This is a genomic window from Streptomyces sp. NPDC004539, from assembly GCF_040610055.1.
Taxonomy (GTDB): domain Bacteria; phylum Actinomycetota; class Actinomycetes; order Streptomycetales; family Streptomycetaceae; genus Streptomyces.
In genome coordinates, this window is record NZ_JBEXLS010000003.1 from 227039 (window position 1) to 245017 (window position 17979).

General features: G+C 74.4%; 11 protein-coding genes. 7 read left to right on the forward strand and 4 right to left on the reverse strand.

Annotated elements, in window-relative coordinates; translation table 11 throughout:
* Nucleotides 1–20: 20 nt before the first annotated feature.
* The 6 genes from ABZX85_RS07595 (at nucleotide 21) to ABZX85_RS07620 (ending at nucleotide 12085) form a co-directional block, all read left to right on the forward strand.
* Nucleotides 21–3398 carry a tubulin-like doman-containing protein gene (locus tag ABZX85_RS07595; RefSeq protein WP_355863470.1) on the forward strand — a complete coding sequence of 1126 codons (3378 nt, stop codon included), beginning with the start codon at nucleotides 21–23 and terminating at the stop codon, nucleotides 3396–3398.
* Nucleotides 3395–5719: a hypothetical protein gene (locus ABZX85_RS07600; protein ID WP_355863472.1), complete on the forward strand. Its 2325-nt coding sequence runs from the start codon at nucleotides 3395–3397 to the stop codon at nucleotides 5717–5719. The genes ABZX85_RS07595 and ABZX85_RS07600 overlap by 4 nt, the downstream gene beginning before the upstream one ends.
* Nucleotides 5716–6678 carry a hypothetical protein gene (locus tag ABZX85_RS07605; RefSeq protein WP_355863474.1) on the forward strand — a complete coding sequence of 321 codons (963 nt, stop codon included), beginning with the start codon at nucleotides 5716–5718 and terminating at the stop codon, nucleotides 6676–6678. Before ABZX85_RS07600 ends, ABZX85_RS07605 begins: the two co-directional genes overlap by 4 nt.
* Nucleotides 6678–7757 carry a hypothetical protein gene (locus tag ABZX85_RS07610; RefSeq protein ID WP_355863476.1) on the forward strand — a complete coding sequence of 360 codons (1080 nt, stop codon included), beginning with the start codon at nucleotides 6678–6680 and terminating at the stop codon, nucleotides 7755–7757. The genes ABZX85_RS07605 and ABZX85_RS07610 overlap by 1 nt, the downstream gene beginning before the upstream one ends.
* Nucleotides 7741–9858, forward strand: a complete 2118-nt coding sequence (locus tag ABZX85_RS07615; protein ID WP_355863477.1) for a hypothetical protein — start codon at nucleotides 7741–7743, stop codon at nucleotides 9856–9858. The genes ABZX85_RS07610 and ABZX85_RS07615 overlap by 17 nt, the downstream gene beginning before the upstream one ends.
* Before the next feature lie 205 nt (nucleotides 9859–10063).
* The gene (locus ABZX85_RS07620; protein WP_355863479.1) at nucleotides 10064–12085 is read left to right on the forward strand and encodes a phosphocholine-specific phospholipase C; all 2022 of its coding nucleotides are present in this window, start codon (nucleotides 10064–10066) and stop codon (nucleotides 12083–12085) included.
* A gap of 30 nt (nucleotides 12086–12115) precedes the next feature.
* Here ABZX85_RS07620 and ABZX85_RS07625 read toward each other — a convergent pair whose 3' ends face one another.
* From ABZX85_RS07625 to ABZX85_RS07635, 3 genes are all read right to left on the reverse strand, one after another.
* Nucleotides 12116–13684 carry a DUF4157 domain-containing protein gene (locus tag ABZX85_RS07625; protein ID WP_355864153.1) on the reverse strand — a complete coding sequence of 523 codons (1569 nt, stop codon included), beginning with the start codon at nucleotides 13682–13684 and terminating at the stop codon, nucleotides 12116–12118.
* A 279-nt stretch (nucleotides 13685–13963) separates the two neighbouring features.
* Entirely contained in the window at nucleotides 13964–15028 is a 1065-nt protein-coding gene (locus ABZX85_RS07630) for a DMT family transporter (RefSeq protein ID WP_355863481.1), read from the reverse strand.
* Nucleotides 15025–15825 (reverse strand): phosphatase PAP2 family protein, encoded by an 801-nt coding sequence (locus ABZX85_RS07635; RefSeq protein WP_355863483.1) that lies wholly within the window; start codon nucleotides 15823–15825, stop codon nucleotides 15025–15027. The genes ABZX85_RS07630 and ABZX85_RS07635 overlap by 4 nt, the downstream gene beginning before the upstream one ends.
* Before the next feature lie 175 nt (nucleotides 15826–16000).
* Here ABZX85_RS07635 and ABZX85_RS07640 point away from each other — a divergent pair, with 175 nt between their 5' ends.
* Nucleotides 16001–16612, forward strand: coding sequence for a TetR/AcrR family transcriptional regulator C-terminal ligand-binding domain-containing protein (locus tag ABZX85_RS07640; RefSeq protein ID WP_355863485.1), 612 nt, complete (start codon nucleotides 16001–16003; stop codon nucleotides 16610–16612).
* A gap of 145 nt (nucleotides 16613–16757) precedes the next feature.
* Here ABZX85_RS07640 and ABZX85_RS07645 read toward each other — a convergent pair whose 3' ends face one another.
* The gene (locus tag ABZX85_RS07645; protein ID WP_355864155.1) at nucleotides 16758–17645 is read right to left on the reverse strand and encodes a hypothetical protein; all 888 of its coding nucleotides are present in this window, start codon (nucleotides 17643–17645) and stop codon (nucleotides 16758–16760) included.
* Nucleotides 17646–17979: the final 334 nt, after the last annotated feature.

The following is a 17979-nucleotide window of genomic DNA, read 5'->3' on the forward strand; positions in this document are numbered from 1 at the left end:
CGCCCAGTGGAAGGCACCTCATGAAGATCAACCAGCCGATGCTGTACGTCGGTCTGGGCGGTACGGGAGGTCTCGTCGGGGCGGAGCTGGAACGCCGCCTGCGCGCCTCGCTGTGCGGCCCCGACGGCACCGCCCTCGCCTCACGCGGCATCAGCCAGCGCTACCAGCTGCCCGAATGCCTCCAGTTCGTGTACGCCGACTACAGCGAGGCCGAACTCGGCCGGCTGCCGCACCTGAGCGTGGAACCCGCGCTCCAGGCGGCGTACGCCCGCACCGCCCGCGCCACCCACGACCTGCTCCCGGGGTACGAGAGCTCCCCGAGCGTGACGCGCGAGCTGCGCGCCGCGATCCCGCGCGAGATCCGCGACTGGCTGCCCCCGCAGGCCACCGAGCCGAGGATCACCCCGCTGCGCAACGGCGCGGGCCAGCTCCCCACGGTCGGCCGCGCCGCGCTCTTCGGGACGCTCCTGCGCGACGACATGACACCGGTGATGGGCCCGCTCCAGCAGGCCATCGACATCATCGGGCGCTCCGGCGGCGAGCTGAGCCGGCTCGGCGGCGGCCCGATCTCCGGCTGCGACGTGTTCGTCGCGTTCTCCGTCGCCGGGGGCACCGGCACCGGGATCTTCCTGGACTACCTGCACTTCATCGGGCAGGCGTTCAAGGAGAAGAACTTCAGCGGCGCCCGCATCTACCCGCTCGTCGTCATGCCGTCCGCGTTCCCGCTCGCCAAGGGCGGCGGACGGGACGCCGAACTGAACGCCGCGCGGGCCGTCGTGGACCTGTTCCGGCTGGTCGACGAGCAGAACGTACCCGTCGCGGACGACGTGATCGGCGACGTCGAGCACGCCTCCGGGACCGCGATCCGCTACCCGCACGACCGCGTCGTACGCCTCGGCTCCGGGGTGATGCCGACGGCGTTCCTGTTCAGCCGGACCGCCGGCATCCGCCCGGACGACCTGCGGCGGTCGATGGTGTCGCTGATCATGTCGCTGATCGGCGCCGAGCTGGGGGACGCCCCGCAGCGCGACGACGAGCACCAGACGTTCGCGTCCAGCTTCATCAACTCCGACGCCAAACGCCGTATCCGCGCCAAGTCCGGCATCGGCTACCGGGGCGTCTCCACGAGCCTGGTCGCCGCGATGACCGTCCCCCTGGAACCCCTCGCCGACCTGGTGTCGGCCCGGCTCCTCGCGCACGGCGTGAGCCGCCTCGCCGACGCCTCCGCGCAGCACAGCCACGAGTACGCCGGGACGGTGCGCCGCATGTTCGCGGACGCCGGCCTGGAGGAGCTGTGGAACCGCGACCCCCTCCCGCCGCCCGAGACGCGCCCCGCGCAGCGCGCCGCCGGCATCGAGGAGTCCCTCCAGACCCGCCTCAAGGAGATGCAGGCGACCCTGGAGGACCTGCGGCGCCGGGTCGCGCGCCGGGTGCCGGTGCTCGCCGAGCAGTTCTCCCCGGCGACGGCCCTGGAGCGCGCCCTGCGCACCATGGACCCCTTCCAGGTCGAACGCGTCGTCAAGGGCGTCCCCGGCGACCCCGACCCGGTGACCCGGCAGGGCGTGGTCGGCATGCTGGAGAACCGGGGCCGCGAACCCGGCGGCGGCGAGAACCGGGCCCTGCTGCCGCCGGCCGTGCCGAAGTTCAAGGACGGCATCGCCGCCCGCCTCTCCCGAGCCCGGCACGACGAGCTGAAAGCCCGCACGGAGGCCGAGCAGGACGCCTGGTACGCGGCCCGCACCAAGGCGATCTGGCACGAGGCGTGGCGCAAGGAGGAACAGCGCTGGCGCCCCCGGGCCGCCGCCCTCACCGCCGAGGTCACCGCCCTCGTCGAGGCGTTCCACAAACACCGCGAGGAGGAGCCCCGCGCCTACAAGAGCCAGGTCATGGAGCTGTACGACGACCGCACCGGCGTCTCCTACCTCCTCCCGCCGCAGAACAACCTCACCGATTTCTACGACGACCTGCGCGAACGCCTCACCAAGCGGGAGAACCTGCGCGACAGCGACGACGAGGCGGCGCTCGTGCACGCCCTGGTCGGCGCCGAGGAGTGGCAGGCCGCCCGTACGACCGCCCGCCGCAACCCGGACGCGGCGGTCGCCCCCGTCAAGGCGGCGATCGAGCAGCGCATCAAGCAGCTCTTCGCGCAGAGCGGCACCCTGCACGACGAGAAGCCGCTCCTGCCGTCCATGGCGATGCTCCTGGAGGCGGCGGCCGGGGTCTCCGCCGCCGCCGAGTCCGTCGGGAAGGCGGCCCTCGACCAGTTCCGGTTCAAGATCGCCGGGCTGATCCCGCACGGCTTCGTCCCCGAGGGGAGCGGCCCCCTCAAGGTCCTCGTGGTGTACCCGCGTTCGTCGGCGAAGGACACCGTCGAGGACTACCTGCGCAAGCACCTCTCGCTGCCGCGCGGCTCCACCGAGTTCAACGGCGTCGAGACCGACTCGATCACCGTCGTCCTGTTCCGCCGCGAGATGAGCCTCACCGAGGTGCCCGAGGTCCGCAAGGTGCTGCGGCGCTGGGCGAAGGCCCGGGAGACGGAGGTCGCCGCCGACTACCTCGACTGGCGCCAGCGCCTCGGCCGGGGCGGGGAGTGGCTCGCGGCGACCGCCGAGGACCGGCGGGAGATCCTGCACCGGCTGCTGTGCGCCCTGTGGAAGGGGCAGGTCGAGGTCGTCGAGGGCACCGCCGACGAACCGGTGAAGGTCCTGGTCCGGCTGCACAGCAGCCTCCCCGACGACGTCACCACCGACGTCCCCGGCATCGAGCTGCGCCTCGGGGAGCGGCCCCGGCACGGCGTCTCCGGCTGGGCGCGGCTCCTGCACGCCTACGAGCAGATCGCCCTGCTCAACGAGGACGCGGTCGTCGAGACGTACTGCCAGGCCCTCATGGAGCGCAGCGCGAACGGCATCGCCGACGGTGCCGAGGGACCGCACCGGCTGTACACGCACGTCGTCGAGGAACTGGCGCCCCGTCAGATCGCCCTGATCCGGGACCGGCTGGCGCGCTCCGTGCACACCTCCGGCGAATGGGCCGACTCGCTCCTGGAGTTCTGGACCGAGCTGCTGCCCGCCGCCCTCGACACCCCGTTCACCGACAAGAACGCCGTCGCGCCGACCCTGCGCGCCCTGCGCCACGCCCTCCTGGAGATCGACGTGACGGACCGTCGGGTCCCGCGTCCGAAGGGCACGTTCCCCTGGGACGACCGCCCCGCCGCCGAGGAGCGGCCCCGCCGCGAACAGCCCCTGCCGCCCTTCGCCGGCCACGGCGCCGGAGCGGACGGCTGGCCCGGCGAGGAACCCGACACCCCGGTGCGCGCCCGGACCGCGGCGAGCCCGCAGGCGCCGGCCGGACGCCCCGGCGCGGGTGAGCCCGGCGACCCGTGGAAGGACGTCGAATGACGAGCCCCGGCCCCGTGATCGTCCTCGACCTGCGGCAGGGCGCGGACGCCCTCGCCGGGACGGCCGGGCTGCGGGCCGCCGTCGCCGAGCGGCTGCGCGAGGCCGACCGCAGCGAACCGGCCGACGAGCACTACCGGTTCCTCGTCGTCGACACCCCGGCGGGCCTCGCCCTGCGGCACGGCGTGTACGAGCGGGTCGTCGCCTACGGCAAGCGGGCCTCCGTACTCGTCCTGGCCGTCGGCGAGCTGACGCGGCCCCCGGAACCGGCCCGGCCCACCGCCACCGACGCCTGGGACCCTCTCGCGACGCCCGCCGGACCGGCCCCGTACGACACCCACGACGCCTGGGACCCGTTCGCCGGTCCGGCCCCCGGCGCGGCCCGCGCCGACCACCACGGACCCCGGCTGACCCGCCCCGCCGCCCTCCGGGGCGAGGGGTGCGGGCTGCTGTGGGCCGGGGACCTCAGGGCGGCCCGTGTCGCGGGCGACCCGGACGTCGCCCCCGACGACCCGCGCGCGCTGGCCGTCCTCGTGGACGTCCTGTGCGGCCTCTTCGACGACGTCCTCGCCCGGCTCGCCGAACTCGCCGACTCCGCCGCCGTCCCCGCCGTCCGCCTCCTGGAGCACGACCTGTCCCCGGCGGCCCGCGACCGGGCCTGGACGGACGCCCTCCACCGGCTCGCCGGGGACACCGAACAGCCGCCGCCGGACGGCGGATCGGACCTCGTCGACCTGCTGACCGGGCAGGCCCCGCAGGTCCGGACCGTCCCCGGCGGACGGCTCGGCCGCTCCCGCGCGCACTGCGTCCACACCCTCGACGCCCTCGACACCCTTGACCTGGCCTGCCGGGTCGGCGCCCCCGCCGACGCGCTGGGCGACGCCGTCGAGGCCCTGGAACGCCACCGGGCCCTGATCGTCGAGGTGCTGAGCCACGAGGAGCCGCCCGAGGGGGAGGTGTCGGTCGCGCCGAGCGCCCTCACCCGGGAGGAACTCGCCGTCGCCCTGCGCGTCACCACCGAGCAACTCCTCGACCGGGGCGCCCCGTTGCGCGGCGTCGCCGCCCGGCTCGTGGCCCTCGCGGAGGAGGTGCTGCCCGGTTCCGCCGGCGAGGTCGCCGCCGAGGCCGAGCGGCGCTGCCCGCCCGCGCGCATCGGCCGCATCACCCCGCAGCAGCCGTTCACCGTCCGCCCGCACCTGCCCCTCGCGTTCCTCGCCGGCGCCGCCTGCGGCCTCGCCGCCTGGCCCGCGGCCCTCGGCGCGCTCGCCGTCCTCGCGGTGGGCGCCGCCGGAGTGCGCACCCTCAGGGCGGCCCTCCTCACCGCCGCCGCGTTCCTGCCGGGCGCCGCCGCCGGGTTCCTCGCGGGCCGGGCCCTGCCCCTGCCCGCCTGGACCCCCGCGCCCACCCTGGCCTGCGGGCTCCTCGCCGCGCTGCTCCTCGTCCGGGTCAGCCGCCGGGCCGCCGCCGACGACTGGTGGCGCACCTCCGGGGCCGACGGCGCCCGGCGTGTCCTCACCGACCTCGACACCCTCCTCGCCCAGGGCGCCGCCCGCCGCTGGTGGGCCGCCGCGCACCGCCGCGACCTCGCCGACCTGGCCCGCGCGAGCGCCGGGCTCCTGCGGGCCGCCGCCGACACCGCGCAGGAGTGCGCGGGCGTCCCCCGGCCCCGGCAGGGCGCCTACGACAGCATCGGCGAGGGACTCCGGCTCGTCCCGCCCGAACTGTCCGACACCTCTTTCGGCACCTCCTCCGACACCGCCTTCGGCACCCCTTTCGACTCTTCCGAGGAGACCGCCTCCGACGTGCCCCGCTGGCTGGGCCGGGAGGCCGGCGAGGGCGGGCCCGCGCTGGTCGCCACCCTGCGCGACGACCTCGACGCCGCCGTCCGCACCGCCCTGCGCCGGCACACCGGCCGGGGGCGCGGCGAGAGCGACCTGCGCGCCCTCTTCGCCGCCGCCCGCCGCCACCTCGACCGGCACGGCGTCGTCGCCCCCTGCCCGCACCGCCCCGGCGCACCCCGCCCCGACACCGAGGCCCTCCTCGGCGTCGCCGCCCGCGACCCCGACGACGACACCACCGACCTCGTCGAACTCGTTACCCCCCGGCAGTCCGCGCTCCTCAGCAAGGACCCCGGGCAGACCCGCCGCATCCGCTTCGCCCCGCACACCGCCCGCCGCCCCGCCTGGGCCACCGACCAGCCCGTCCTGTTCCCCGGCCGCTACAGCGGCACCCTGCGCCTGACGCCCCTGCGCCACGGCGTCATCCGCACCGTCCGCCGCCCGGCGACCGACGTCGACCCCGCCGACCATGAGGACATCTGGTGAACGACACCGCGAAGGGCCGCCTGTCCTTCCTCACCCCGCAGGGCGTACGGCGCACCGAGGCCGCCACCGCTGGCGAACCCCGCCGGCGCACCGTCCCGCCCCCGCTCACCGCCCGCGACGTGACCCTCGCCGGCCGGGCCGCCGTCCGGCTCACCGCCGCCGACCCCGAGACCGGACCGCCCCGCCTCGAAGCCGAGGCCCGCGCCGCCCTCACCGTCCACCGCGCCTTCGCCACCACCCCCTACCGGCGGCTCTTCCCCGTCCTCGTCGGCCACGACCTGGACGCCGACGAGCCGTTCCTCCTCTACGAGACCCCGCGCGGCGAACCCGCCGCCCGCCTCGCCTACGGCATCTCGACCACCGAACAGCGCACCGTGGAACGCGACCTGGTCCTCGCGGTCCGCCTGCTGGAGAGCGTCGGCCTCGTCCACCAGGGACTCGTCCCGGCCGCCGTGCGCTGGGACGGCAAGCAGGTCCAGCTCTGGGACCTCGCCTCCGCCACCCCCCTCGGCGCACCCCGCACCCCCGCCGGCTCGCCGCCGTACGCCTCCCCCGAACAACGGCGCGGGGTGGGCCGCAGCGACGCCCGGGACGCGCTGTGGAGCGCCGCGCAGATCGTCTACCAGCTCGCCGCCGGCCACCCCGGCGACCCGGACGGCCCGCCCGCCGACCTCGCCTCCTACCGCTCCCTCGAACTCGGCGACGCCTTCGCGCCCACCGCCGACGCCCGCCCCGAACCCGCCCGCGTCCTCGACCGGCTGATGCCGGGACCCGACCCGGCCGCGCTCGCCGAGGCCCGGCCCGACCCCCTCGAACCCCACCGCCAGGAGTACGACCGCGCCATGGAACGCAAACGCAGGGCGGCCGGCGTCGTCCCCCAGGACCCGGGCCCCGCCCCCGCCGCCGCGGACCCCGGACCCGCCCGGCGCCGCGCCTGGTTCGGCGGGAGGGCCTACTGATGACCGGCCACGACCACGTCCTGTGCCCGTACTGCCTCGAACACGTCCAGTACGACGAGACCCGCCTGCACCGCCGCACCGAGACCTTCAGCTACGAACGCCTCGACACCGCCGACCTCGTCAGCCCCCTGCGCCGGGCCGACATCCTGCGCTCCGCGTTCCAGGCGTGCGCCGGCGACGGGAAGGGCGAACCGCACTTCATCCCCGTCCCCTACCTCACCAACGGCCGTCCCCTCACCGTCGCCATGATCGGCGCCTCCGGCAGCGGCAAGAGCCACCTCCTGACCCAGATGGTCGCCGAGGTCATCGGCGGCGGCCTCGACCCCTACGGGGTGCGCTGGCAGTCCGTGAACCCCGCCGACCACGCCGCGTTCGTCCGCGAACGAGTGGTGCGGCTGCGCCAGGGACGGCAGTTGGAGGGGACCGGGCAGACGTCGTTCGCCGAGTTCGTCGAGGCGCTGCTGCTGACCGGCGCCGACCGGCAGGTGCGGCCCGTCGCCTTCTTCGACCTCGGCGGCGAGGACCTGGTCCGCACCGACAGCCTGCTGCGCTTCCTCCTCGGCGTCGACGCGCTCGTCTTCGTCGTCGACCCGCTGCTCGCCCTCAAGCTGCCCCACCTCGACGAGCCCCGCAAGGACGCCGGGCTCGAACTCACCGGCAGCGACCCGGCGTTCGAGACCGTCCTCGACCGGCTCCCGCTGCGCGACGGCTACCTCGACATCCCCTGCGCGCTCGTCGTCGGCAAGGCCGACCTGCTGCGCTTCGAACCGCCCGTCGACCGCTGGCTCGGCCAGGACACCGGCTACGACCCCCGGCTGCTGCGCGAGGAGAGCCGCGACGCGTACGCGTTCCTGCGCCGGCACGCCGACCCCGGCTGGCTGCGCCCCTTCGACAGCGCCCTGCGCTGCACCCTGCACTTCGCGTCCGCGACCGGGGGCAGCGCCCGTGACAGCCACTTCCCCCAAGGGGTGCGCTCCCGGCGGGTGCTGGGGCCGCTCGTCTCGATCCTCGCGATGTGCGGGATGTTCACCAAGGAGGCCGCCGTCGCGGGGGGTGTCGCCGGTGGCGGACTCCGCTGAGGTCGACCTCCTGCTCTTCCGCTGGGAGGGCAACCGCGACCGGCACACCACCGGGATCGCCGCCAGCGCCCACTCCTGCGGGGCGGCCCGCGCCGAGGAACTCCGGGCGCTGCTCGCGCCGTTGCTGCGGGTCGAGGGGGAGCAGAGCCGGCGGCCCAGCGTCGTGCGCTGCTTCGACCCGGCGACCGGGGACGCCGTCGTCGTGCACCGCAGGCCCTCGCTGGACGCGCGCGGCCGGGAGTCCACCGTCTCCCGCGCCCTCGTCGGCGGCCCCGAACTGCTCACCGCCCGCGACTCCGTCACCCTCGCGATGCCCGCCTGGGAGTGGCTCGGGGTGCCCGACGAGGCGTCCGGGCAACTGGCCCGGGTGCCCGCCGACACCGTCCGCGGGCGGATGGCCGGCCTCCTGCCGACGTACCTGGGGGGCGTCTCCTACATCCGTACGCCGCTGGAGATCGCGGTCGCCCAGCTCGTCCGCACGCCCGAACGCCGGCTGACGTTCCTGCGGCACGAGGTGCAGGACCTGGAGAAGGTCAACTACGCGCCGCTGCTGATCTGGGGGGTGTGCGCGATGCTGGGGGAGTGGCTCGGGGACTCCTCCCTGACCTACGCCAGTTTCGACACCCAGGCCGACGCGCGGCTGCGGCTCGTCTGCGTGCCCGAGTGGCCGCGCTCCGCGGTGGGCGGGGCCGGTGCCGAACGGATCTCCTTCGCGGAGGCGCCCCGTGACGAGGCCCGCGAGATCGCCGCCCGCCTGGTCGACCTCTTCCTCACGGAACCCGGCCGCCCCGAGGCGCTCCTGAGTGTGCTGCGCGGGTGTCCGGGGCCGACGGGGATGGGGACGGAGGAGCGGCTCGACGCGCTGATCTCCGGGCTGGGGGGCGGGGGGCGGCGTGCGGGGGCGGTGTCGGCGGGGGCGGGGGTGGGGGTGTCGCCGGGGGGTGCGCCTGCGGCGGGTCCGGTGCCGGAACCTGTGCCGGAGCCCGTGCCCGTGCCCGTGCCCGTGCCCGTAGTACCCGTAGTACCTGTGGACCCCGTAGTACTTCCGGTGCCCGGGCCGTCCCCGGAGCCGGCACCCGTAGTACCCGTAGTACCCCTGGCTCCCGTAGTACCTGTGGCGCCCGCAGAACCCGTAGTACCCGTAATACCCGTAATACCCGTAGTACCCGCACCTCCGACCGACTTCCCGCCCCCCGTCCCCGACCCCCTGCCCCCCGTCGCCGCCTACGTCCCGGCCGACCCCCTCCCCCTCCTCCCACCTCTCCCCAGGTCCTACGCCCCCACCCCCACACCCACCCCCGTCTCCGCCCCCGCGCCCACCCCGCGAGCCGACCGCCAACTCCCCCACCGCACCCGCAAACTGGGCCGTGCCACCAAGTACCTCTCCCCGGAGTGGTGGAGCCGGCGCCCCACCCGGCAGGACCCGGCGCCGGTGCTGGCCCGGCTGACGGGCCTCGACCGCCTCCCCGACCACGCCCTGTGCAAGGAACTCGACCGCCCCGACCTCACCCCCGAGGCGGCGCGGGCGATCCTGCGGGCGCTGGAGCGCCGGACGAGGTGGCGGACGCACGGCGAGGCGGTGAGCCTCGCGGGGACGGTCGTCCGGCACGGCATGTTCCTGAAGAACGGCTGGCGTGCGGAACTGGCGAAGGAGAACTCCTGCCACGGGGGAGCGGCGGGCGCCGCGCGGATGTTCCGCTGGGCGGTGCAGCCGTACCTGCGGCGACCGGAGCTGGAGGGCCAGGTGGGCAGGCTCGTGGAGTCGCTCGGCGGTCAGTACCGGCCGCTGGTGGGCGAGTTCTGGCGGCGCACCCTGTTCGACCAGGACCCCGCCCCGGACCTGCCGCCCCCGCTGTGGCGGGAGCTGACCCGGACCCGCCCGTGGGAGGAGCGGCCGGCGGAGCCGCCCGGCACACCCGAGGGACACGCCTCCGGTACCGGGTCCGGACACCCCGGAGCGCTGCGGCCCCCCACCGGACCGGCCCCCACCCCCGCGGGACACCGCACCCCCGAACCCCCCGACGACACGCTCAAGGCCGTCGTCATCGGCCTGGTCCTGCTCGTACTCTTCGTCCTGCTGATCCTCCTCCTGCGCCGGTAAGCCCCCAAGCCCCTCAACCCCCAAGCCCCTCGACCCCTGAGCCTCTTACCTCTCTCCGACCCCGCCGTACCCGCCCGTACCCGCCCCCTTCACACCACCGCCACCCGCCCCACCCCCCTCGTTCGGCCCCTCTCGCGAGACTCCTGGCGCACGCATTCCGACGCGAACCGGCCGGAACGAAACCGCCCAGGTCGAGAGGTCCCCCATGTCAGAGGTCAACCGGCGCCGCTTCCTCCAACTCGCGGGCGCCACCACGGCGTTCACCGCGCTGTCCGGGAGCATCGAACGGGCGGCGGCGCTGCCCGCGAACCATCGGACGGGGTCGATCGAGGACGTCGAGCACATCGTCGTCCTGATGCAGGAGAACCGCTCCTTCGACCACTACTTCGGCCGGCTGCGCGGGGTGCGCGGCTTCGGCGACCCGCGCCCGGTCGTCACCCGCGCGGACGGCAAGCCGGTCTGGTACCAGTCGGACGGCACGAAGGACATCCTGCCGTTCCGCCCCGACCACGACGACCTGGGCCTCGCCTTCGTCCAGGACCTCCCGCACGGCTGGAACGACGGCCACGCCGCGTTCGACGGCGGGAAGTACGACAAGTGGGTCCCCTCGAAGGGCTCCACGACGATGGCGCACCTGGAGCGCGGCGACATCCCGTTCCACTACGCGCTCGCCGACTCCTTCACGATCTGCGACGCCTACCACTGCTCGTTCATCGGCTCCACGGACCCCAACCGGTACTACCTGTGGACGGGTTACACCGGCAACGACGGCAAGGGCGGCGGCCCGGTCCTCGGCAACGACGAGGCGGGCTACTCCTGGACGACGTACCCGGAGCGGCTGGAGAAGGCGGGCGTCTCCTGGAAGATCTACCAGGACGCGGGCGACGGCCTCGACAAGGCGGGCGGCTGGGGCTGGATCGAGGACGCCTACCGGGGCAACTACGGCGACAACTCGCTGCTGTACTTCACCCAGTACCAGAACGCGAAGCCCGGCGACGCCCTCTACGACAAGGCCCGCACCGGCACGGACGCGAAGGCCGGCGAGAGCTACTTCGCCCGGCTCAAGGCCGACGTCAAGGCGGGCAAACTGCCCCAGATCTCCTGGATCGCCGCCCCCGAGGCGTTCACCGAGCACCCCAACTGGCCCGCGAACTACGGCGCCTGGTACGTCTCGCAGGTCATCGACGCGCTCACCTCGAACCCCGAGGTGTGGTCGAAGACGGCCCTGTTCATCACGTACGACGAGAACGACGGCTTCTTCGACCACGTCGTCCCGCCCTTCCCCGAGGCGGGCCGCTCCACGGTCGACCCCGGCCCCGACCTCTTCACCGGCGACTCCGCGGGCCATGTCCCCGGCCCCTACGGGCTCGGCCAGCGTGTCCCGATGATCGTCGTCTCGCCCTGGAGCAAGGGCGGTTACGTCTGCTCCGAGACCCTCGACCACACCTCGGTGATCCGCTTCATGGAGCGCCGCTTCGGGGTCCACGAGCCGAACATCTCGCCGTGGCGGCGCGCGGTCTGCGGCGACCTGACGTCGGCGTTCGACTTCTCCCGCCGGGACGACCGCGCGGTGCCCCTGCCGTCGACGGCCGGCTACAGGCCGCTGGACGACAAGCGGCACCCCGACTACGTGCCGACCCCGCCGGCCCACCCCGCGCTGCCCCGCCAGGAGCGCGGCCACCGCCCGACCCGGCCCCTGAGGTACGCGCCCAGCGTCGACGCGAAGGCCGAGGGCGGCGCGCTGACCCTGACGTTCGCCTCCGGGGCGCACGCCGGGGGCGCGTTCCTCGTCACCACGGCCGGCGTCACTCCGCGGAGCTACACGACGGGCGCCGGCAAGAAGATCTCCGACACCTTCACGGGCGCCTCCTACGACCTCACGGTGCACGGTCCGGCGGGCTTCCTGCGCGCCTTCCAGGGCGAGACCGCGCACGCGGGCCCCGAGGTGGTCGCCCGGCACGTCGGCGACCACGTCGAGCTGACCTTCACCAACAAGTCGAAGGAGACGGTCGAACTCCGCGTCACCGACGCCTACCGCTCCCGCACCACCACGGTGAAGCTCCGCCCCAAGGCGGTCGTCAAGCGCACGGTCGAGACGAGCAAGGGCCACCGCTGGTACGACCTGACGGTCACCTCGCACGCCTCCTCGACGTTCCTGCGCCGCTTCGTCGGCCACGTGGAGAACGGCCGCCCGGGGGTCAGCGACCCGGCGATCATCACCGAGTAGTACGGGTATTACGGGTACGGGACGGCCGGGTCAGCGGTACTTGGCCGTCTTGTACCCGTTCTCCTCGGTGCGCCGCACGTCCTCGTCGCTCCACGTGTTGGGGGTGACCAGCCCCCACTTCTTGCGCAGCGCCGCGTGTTCGGTCTTGTCCATGGTCACGTACCACTGCCCCCAGCGGCACCACCCCATGGGCTCGTCGCTCTCCGTCGCCACCGCCTTCACCAGCTTCGCCACCACCGGCTTCATCCCCGTGGCCTCCGCCTCCAGGACCTGGTTCATCCGGTAGGTGGCCTGGTCGCCGTGCTGGAACATGGCGTACGGCGAGTCCTCCATGTGCAGTCCGTGCGCGCCCTTGACGGACTTCCCCTCGCGCTTGACCGGGGTGTCGGAGCTGTTCGCGACCCCGGCGTTGAGCCGGTTCAGCAGGTGGACCTTCGCGTCCGACGCCTCGGCGATCTGCCCGCCGCCCGCTCCGGCACCCATCCAGGAGTACGCCTCGTGCAGGTCGTAGTCCCCGGTGTACAGGAGCGTCTTCCAGTTCGGGACGGCCGTCTTGAGGGTGGCCAACGCGCCGCCCCCGCCGTCCTCCAGCAGCGTGATCGGCACGTACTGCTCGTCGTCGGGGCCGGTCTGCACGATCCCGAGGTCCAGGACGCTCTGCGGCGGGTCGTCGATCCGGAGCCCCTCCAGCCCCGCGTCCCCCCAGTGCCCGACGAAACCGTCCAGATCCTCCTGGGCGAGCCAGGCCAGCACCTCGTCGAGGTTCGTGTCCGGCCGTTTGCTGCCGGCGCCGTACTCCTTCTTCACCGAGCCCGGCTTGATGGACTTCTCCAGGATGGTGTGCGGTTTCGGCTTGGCGCCCTCCGCGATCCGCTTGATCGAGTACTCGCCGGTCTCCCGCACGGCGATCGTGTAGTGGTACTTCTGGCACACCGCCGCGATGGGGGCCCAGTGCTCCGCCCACGCGATCTGCCGGAGCGTCGCCGCGCGGGGACCGTCCGCGACCTCTCCGACGGTCCCGCCGGGGCCGGGGGTGTACGTGGCCGCGGCGAAGGCCGTCAGCGGGTCGACGGGGGCGGGCGCGGGCGCGCCGTCCGCCTCCTCGTTCGTCATGCGCTGGACGGCCGTCCCCCGAGCCCGTCGCACCGCGCCGTCCGGTGCCGCCGCCGTCGCGACGGGTCCGGACATCACCCGGCGTGCCGTCGCCTCCGCCTCCCGTTCGAAGCGGTCCGAGGGGTCCGACACGCTCAGCCCCGAGCCGTCGTCCGTGCCCGGCACCGGCCCCGAGCGCTGCTGCACCACGTGCACCAGCTCGTGCGCCAGCGTGTGCCGGTCACCGCCGCCGTCCCCGATCACCACATGGTGCCCGGAGGTGTAGGCGCGGGCGCCGACCTCCGCCGCCGACCGCTGGGCGGCCACGCCCTCGTGCACCCGGACGTCGGAGAAGTCCGTGCCGAGCCGCTGTTCCATCTCGGCCCGCACGGGTCCCGCGAGCGGCCGGCCGGCGGAGCGCAGCACGTCGGGCACGGTCGAGCGCTGCACGGGCGGGCCGCCGGGCCGTTCGTCCGCGTCGGCGTCGTCCCGCCGCCGCTGGACCATCCGCGCCACCGCAGCGTTCCCGACGGCCCGTTGCAGGGGCGCGAGCGAGCGGGGCGGGAGGGAACCGGCCCCGAGCGGGGCCGCCGCGCCGGCCCGCCGGGACGTGCCCGGCGCGTGACGGGCACCGGCCGACTCCTCGGGTTGCTCCTTCTTCGCCCGCATGACGACCCCTGCCTCGATTCCCCGCCACCGTCCGATCGTCCCCTTGATAACAAGGGTGCCCGGCGGTGGTGAAGGTCCGAAGGGGCAGTCCCGAGGCAGGGCCGGCGGCCCCGGCGTCTACAACGCCGTGAGCTGCCCCGGGCCCGCCGTCGGCCGGGGCAGCAGCGCCGGCTCCTGCGACGCCGACTCCGGCCGCAGCGCGAGGACCGCCGCGACGGGGTGCTCCTCGTCGTCGTGCGCGACACCGGCGGGCTCCGGGAGCACGATGTGGTCGGGTACGACGATGTCGTCGTCCGCGCCGGCGTCGTACCCGTACGACTTCCGGGGGACGGCCGGGGCGTTCTCCGGGGCCTCGGCCGTGGCCGGCTGCGGGGTCGCGCGGGACAGGAGGACCACGCCGTACCCGGCGAGGCCGGCGCCCGCGAGGGCGAGGAGGATGCCGGCGGCGCCGCCCTGGAGGCGTTCACCGAGGAGGGTGAGGCCGATGGCCGCGGCGGCGACCGGGTTGGCGAGGGTGACCATGGCGAGCGGGGCGCCCAGGCCGCCCTGGTAGGCGGTCTGGGACAGCAGCAGGCCCGCCGTCGCGAACGCGGCGACCAGCAGGGCGATCCCCAGGACCTGGTACATCGGCAGCGAACCGGTGTCGGTGAGGGCGACCGTCACCGTCTGGGTGAGCGCCGAGGCGACACCCGAGGCGATCCCGGACGCGGACGCGTGCCGCAGACCCGGCTTCGCGCCGGGCTTCGCCAGGAACGCGATCACCGCGATCGTCGCCGCCGCGACGGCCACCGACTGCGAGCCGTCCAGCACCGTCTCCGGCGCGGGCCCCGACGCCACGACCAGGATCGCGGCGAGCCCGGCGAGGGTGTAGGCGGTGCCGCGCCACTCGGCCCGGCTGACCTTCCGCCCGGCGACCCGCGCCCCCAGCGGCACCGCCGCGACGAGCGTCAGCGCCCCCAGCGGCTGCACCACGGTCAGCGGGCCGTAGTTCAGCGCGACGACGTGCAGCAGCGCGCCGCCGCCGTTCAGCAGCACCGACCCCCACCAGGCGCCGCGCCGCAGCATCCGCATCAGCCCCGCCCCGGACGACCGGGACGCGAGCCGCTCCTGCGCGACGGCCGCCGACGCGTAGGCCACCGCCGAGAACAGGGACAGGACGATCGCGACGAGGGTGGCGTTCATCGGGCCGCTCCCACGAGCTCCTTGGCGGGCTCCTCGGCCTGCCTCTGCGGTACTACGGGTACGACGTCGGGGGTACGGGCCGCGGGCGGCCGCAGGAACGTCAGCGCGAGGCCGAGCAGCGCGCCCGCGACGATCGCGTCCAGCCAGTAGTGGTTGGCCGTGCCGACGATCACCAGCAGCGTCAGCGCCGGGTGCAGCAGCCACAGCCAGCGCCAGCGGGAGCGGGTCGCGACGATCATGCCGATCGCCAGCATCAGGGCCCAGCCGAAGTGCAGCGACGGCATCGCCGCGAACTGGTTGGAGAGGTGGTCCGTCTGCGGCGGGCCGTACACCGAGGGGCCGTAGACCCGCGCGGTGTCGATCAGGCCCGTGCCGGACAGCATCCGGGGCGGGGCCAGCGGGAAGAAGAGGTGGCCGACGAGGGCCGCGCCGGTGACCGCCGCGAGCACCCGGCGGGCCCACACGTAGTGCGCGGGGCGGCGCAGGTAGAGCCAGACCAGGAAGGCCAGCGTCGCGGGGAAGTGGACGGTCGCGTAGTAGGTGTTCGCGGCCTTCACGAGGGTGTCGCTGTGCAGCAGGACGTCCTGCACGTCGAGCTCGGAGGGGAGACGGGCCCAGCGTTCGAAGTCCCACACGTGGTGCGCGTTGCGGAACGCTTCCCCGGTATGGCCCGTCGCCAGCTGGCGGCCGAACTTGTAGACGAGGAAGAGCCCTGCGACAAGCAGCAGCTCGCGGACTATCCGAGGCCGGGCCGCTGTGGCCCCCGCCTCTTCTCCAGGCTCGGTGCGGGCATTCATCCCCAGACCTTTTCGTTCAGGGTGGTGCGCTGCGACGGTGGCCGCAGTGTCGATACTAAAGCGTATCGATACGCCAGTGTACCGATACGATCGAGTACCGGTACACTGGAGTATCGATTGATGTTCGCCACATCGATCAAGCCGCCGAACAGGGAATGAAACGGAGAGGGACCCCATGACGTCGCAGGCCGCGGAGGTGCCGGAGACGGCCGCGTCGCGCCGCTCCAAGCTCACGCCCGAACGCGAGCAGGAGTTCTTCGACGCCGTCCTCGAACAGATCCGCGCCTGCGGGTACGACGCCTTCACGATGGACGGCGTCGCCACCAGCACGCGGTGCAGCAAGTCCACGCTCTACCGGCAGTGGAAGACGAAACCCCAGTTCGTGGCCGCCGCGCTGCGCTCCTGCCGCGAGGTCAGGTTCGCCGGGATCGACACCGGCTCCCTCGCGGGCGACCTGCGCGCGGCGGCGCTCGCCGGGGCCGACCCGGCCGGCAAGGACAGCGCGCTCATGCAGGCCCTCGGGCACGCCGCGATGCAGGACCCCGAACTCCGGCAGGCGCTGCGCGAGACGCTGGTGGAGCCGGAGGTGGAGGCCGTCCGCGAGATGCTCCGCCGGGGAGTGGCCCGGGGCGAGATCCCGGCCGGCCACCCCGCCCTGGAGTTCGTGCCGGTCCAGCTCTACGGCGTGCTGCGGGTGCGGCCCGTCCTGGAGGGCAAGGAGGCCGACCCCGACTACCTCCTGCGCTTCGTCGAGGCCGCCGTCCTCCCGGCCCTCGGCCTCCCCTAGAACGGCGGGCCGGCCGTCCGTGGGATGACTGGACGGCGGCCCGCCGCGCCGCACCGTGGGGACGGGGGCGGCGCACCACCCGGCCGGGTGGGACCCTTCTTGAGCGGAGAAGGGCCCCACCCGGCCGGCTTCGTGTGCGGCGCGGTCAGATGTCCTGGCCGCTGCCCGTGCCGGAGGAGACCTTGACGCCGGTGGTGATCTGGTCGATCACGGAGACCTGCTGGTCGGCGTCCACACCGAAGCGCAGGACGACGAAGCGGGTCGGGTCGGCGGGGGAGGGGAACGCGACGGACTCGACGATGCCGTCGGCGCCCTTGCTGGTCACCGCCTTCCAGCGGATCTGGTAGCCCTTCTGCCCGGCGACGGTCACCGCCTTCGACGTCAGGACCTCGTGCGAGGTGATCGCGCCGTACGTCTTGCCGCCGTAGGACTTCTCGGCGTTGTCGGCGATGTCCGCCTTGGCGACCTCCTCGGCGGTGGAGCCGCTGCTGCCCAGCGCGAGCGCGGGCGCGGAGTAGACGCCGCCCTTCGTGCAGCTCTGGGTCGTGTCGCCGGGGCAGGGGTACGTGGAGTCGGAGTTGACCTGTGCCCCGACCTGTATCTGCTGGCCGGTCCAGCCCTTCGGGATCGGGATGCTGATGCCGTTGATCGGATCGGTGACGGCACCGCTCTTGATCTCGGGCGCCTCGGACTGGCCGGGGGAGGGGGTGCCGCCCGAACCGCCGGAACCACCCGAGCCGCCGGAACCTCCGGACCCGCCCGAGCCACCCGACCCGCCGGACCCGCCGTTGCCCCCGAACGGTCCGCCCTGTCCGCCGCCGGGTCCGCCCTGGCCGCCCTGACCGCCCCCGGGCCCCTGGGCGGTGCCGCCCCCGTCGTCCTTCGTCAGCGCGTACACCCCGACGCCGATGCTCGCGAGCACCGCGACGGCGGCGGCCACCGCTATCCCCATCCGCACCCCGGTCCTGGACCCGCCGGCCGGCTGCGCGGGGTACGGCGGCTGCCCCGGGTAGGGCTCCTGCCCCGGATACACCGGGAACCCCTGAGGTGTGGTCGGGTACCCGGACGACAGCACGTCACCCTGAGCGGACCCGTAGTACCCGGGGGCTCCCGTAGTACCCGTAGGACCCGTGGGGCTCACGGCCTCCACCGGTCCCACGCCCTTGTCGAACTCCACGGGCCGCGTGTCGTCCTCGCGGCCCTCCTCCGGTACACCCCCTTCGTCTTCCCCTCGCACGGAACCGGCCGGACCCGGCGAATCGACCGGACCGGCCGGGTCGACCGGCCCCGCACCCGAATTCACCGGTTCCTGCTCGGACTTCGGCCCCTCGGGGCTCCCCGGCCCAGGCTCGGCGGCACCGGTCTGC

Excerpts from the sequence above, each read along its gene's own strand:
- ABZX85_RS07640 (WP_355863485.1), top strand. The coding sequence starts at position 16,001 with ATGACGTCGCAGGCCGCGGAGGTGCCGGAGACGGCCGCGTCGCGCCGC.
- ABZX85_RS07620 (WP_355863479.1), top strand. The coding sequence starts at position 10,064 with ATGTCAGAGGTCAACCGGCGCCGCTTCCTCCAACTCGCGGGCGCCACC.
- ABZX85_RS07610 (WP_355863476.1), top strand. The coding sequence starts at position 6,678 with ATGACCGGCCACGACCACGTCCTGTGCCCGTACTGCCTCGAACACGTC.
- ABZX85_RS07630 (WP_355863481.1), bottom strand. The coding sequence starts at position 15,028 with ATGAACGCCACCCTCGTCGCGATCGTCCTGTCCCTGTTCTCGGCGGTG.
- ABZX85_RS07600 (WP_355863472.1), top strand. The coding sequence starts at position 3,395 with ATGACGAGCCCCGGCCCCGTGATCGTCCTCGACCTGCGGCAGGGCGCG.
- ABZX85_RS07595 (WP_355863470.1), top strand. The coding sequence starts at position 21 with ATGAAGATCAACCAGCCGATGCTGTACGTCGGTCTGGGCGGTACGGGA.
- ABZX85_RS07625 (WP_355864153.1), bottom strand. The coding sequence starts at position 13,684 with ATGGTCCAGCGGCGGCGGGACGACGCCGACGCGGACGAACGGCCCGGC.
- ABZX85_RS07635 (WP_355863483.1), bottom strand. The coding sequence starts at position 15,825 with ATGAATGCCCGCACCGAGCCTGGAGAAGAGGCGGGGGCCACAGCGGCC.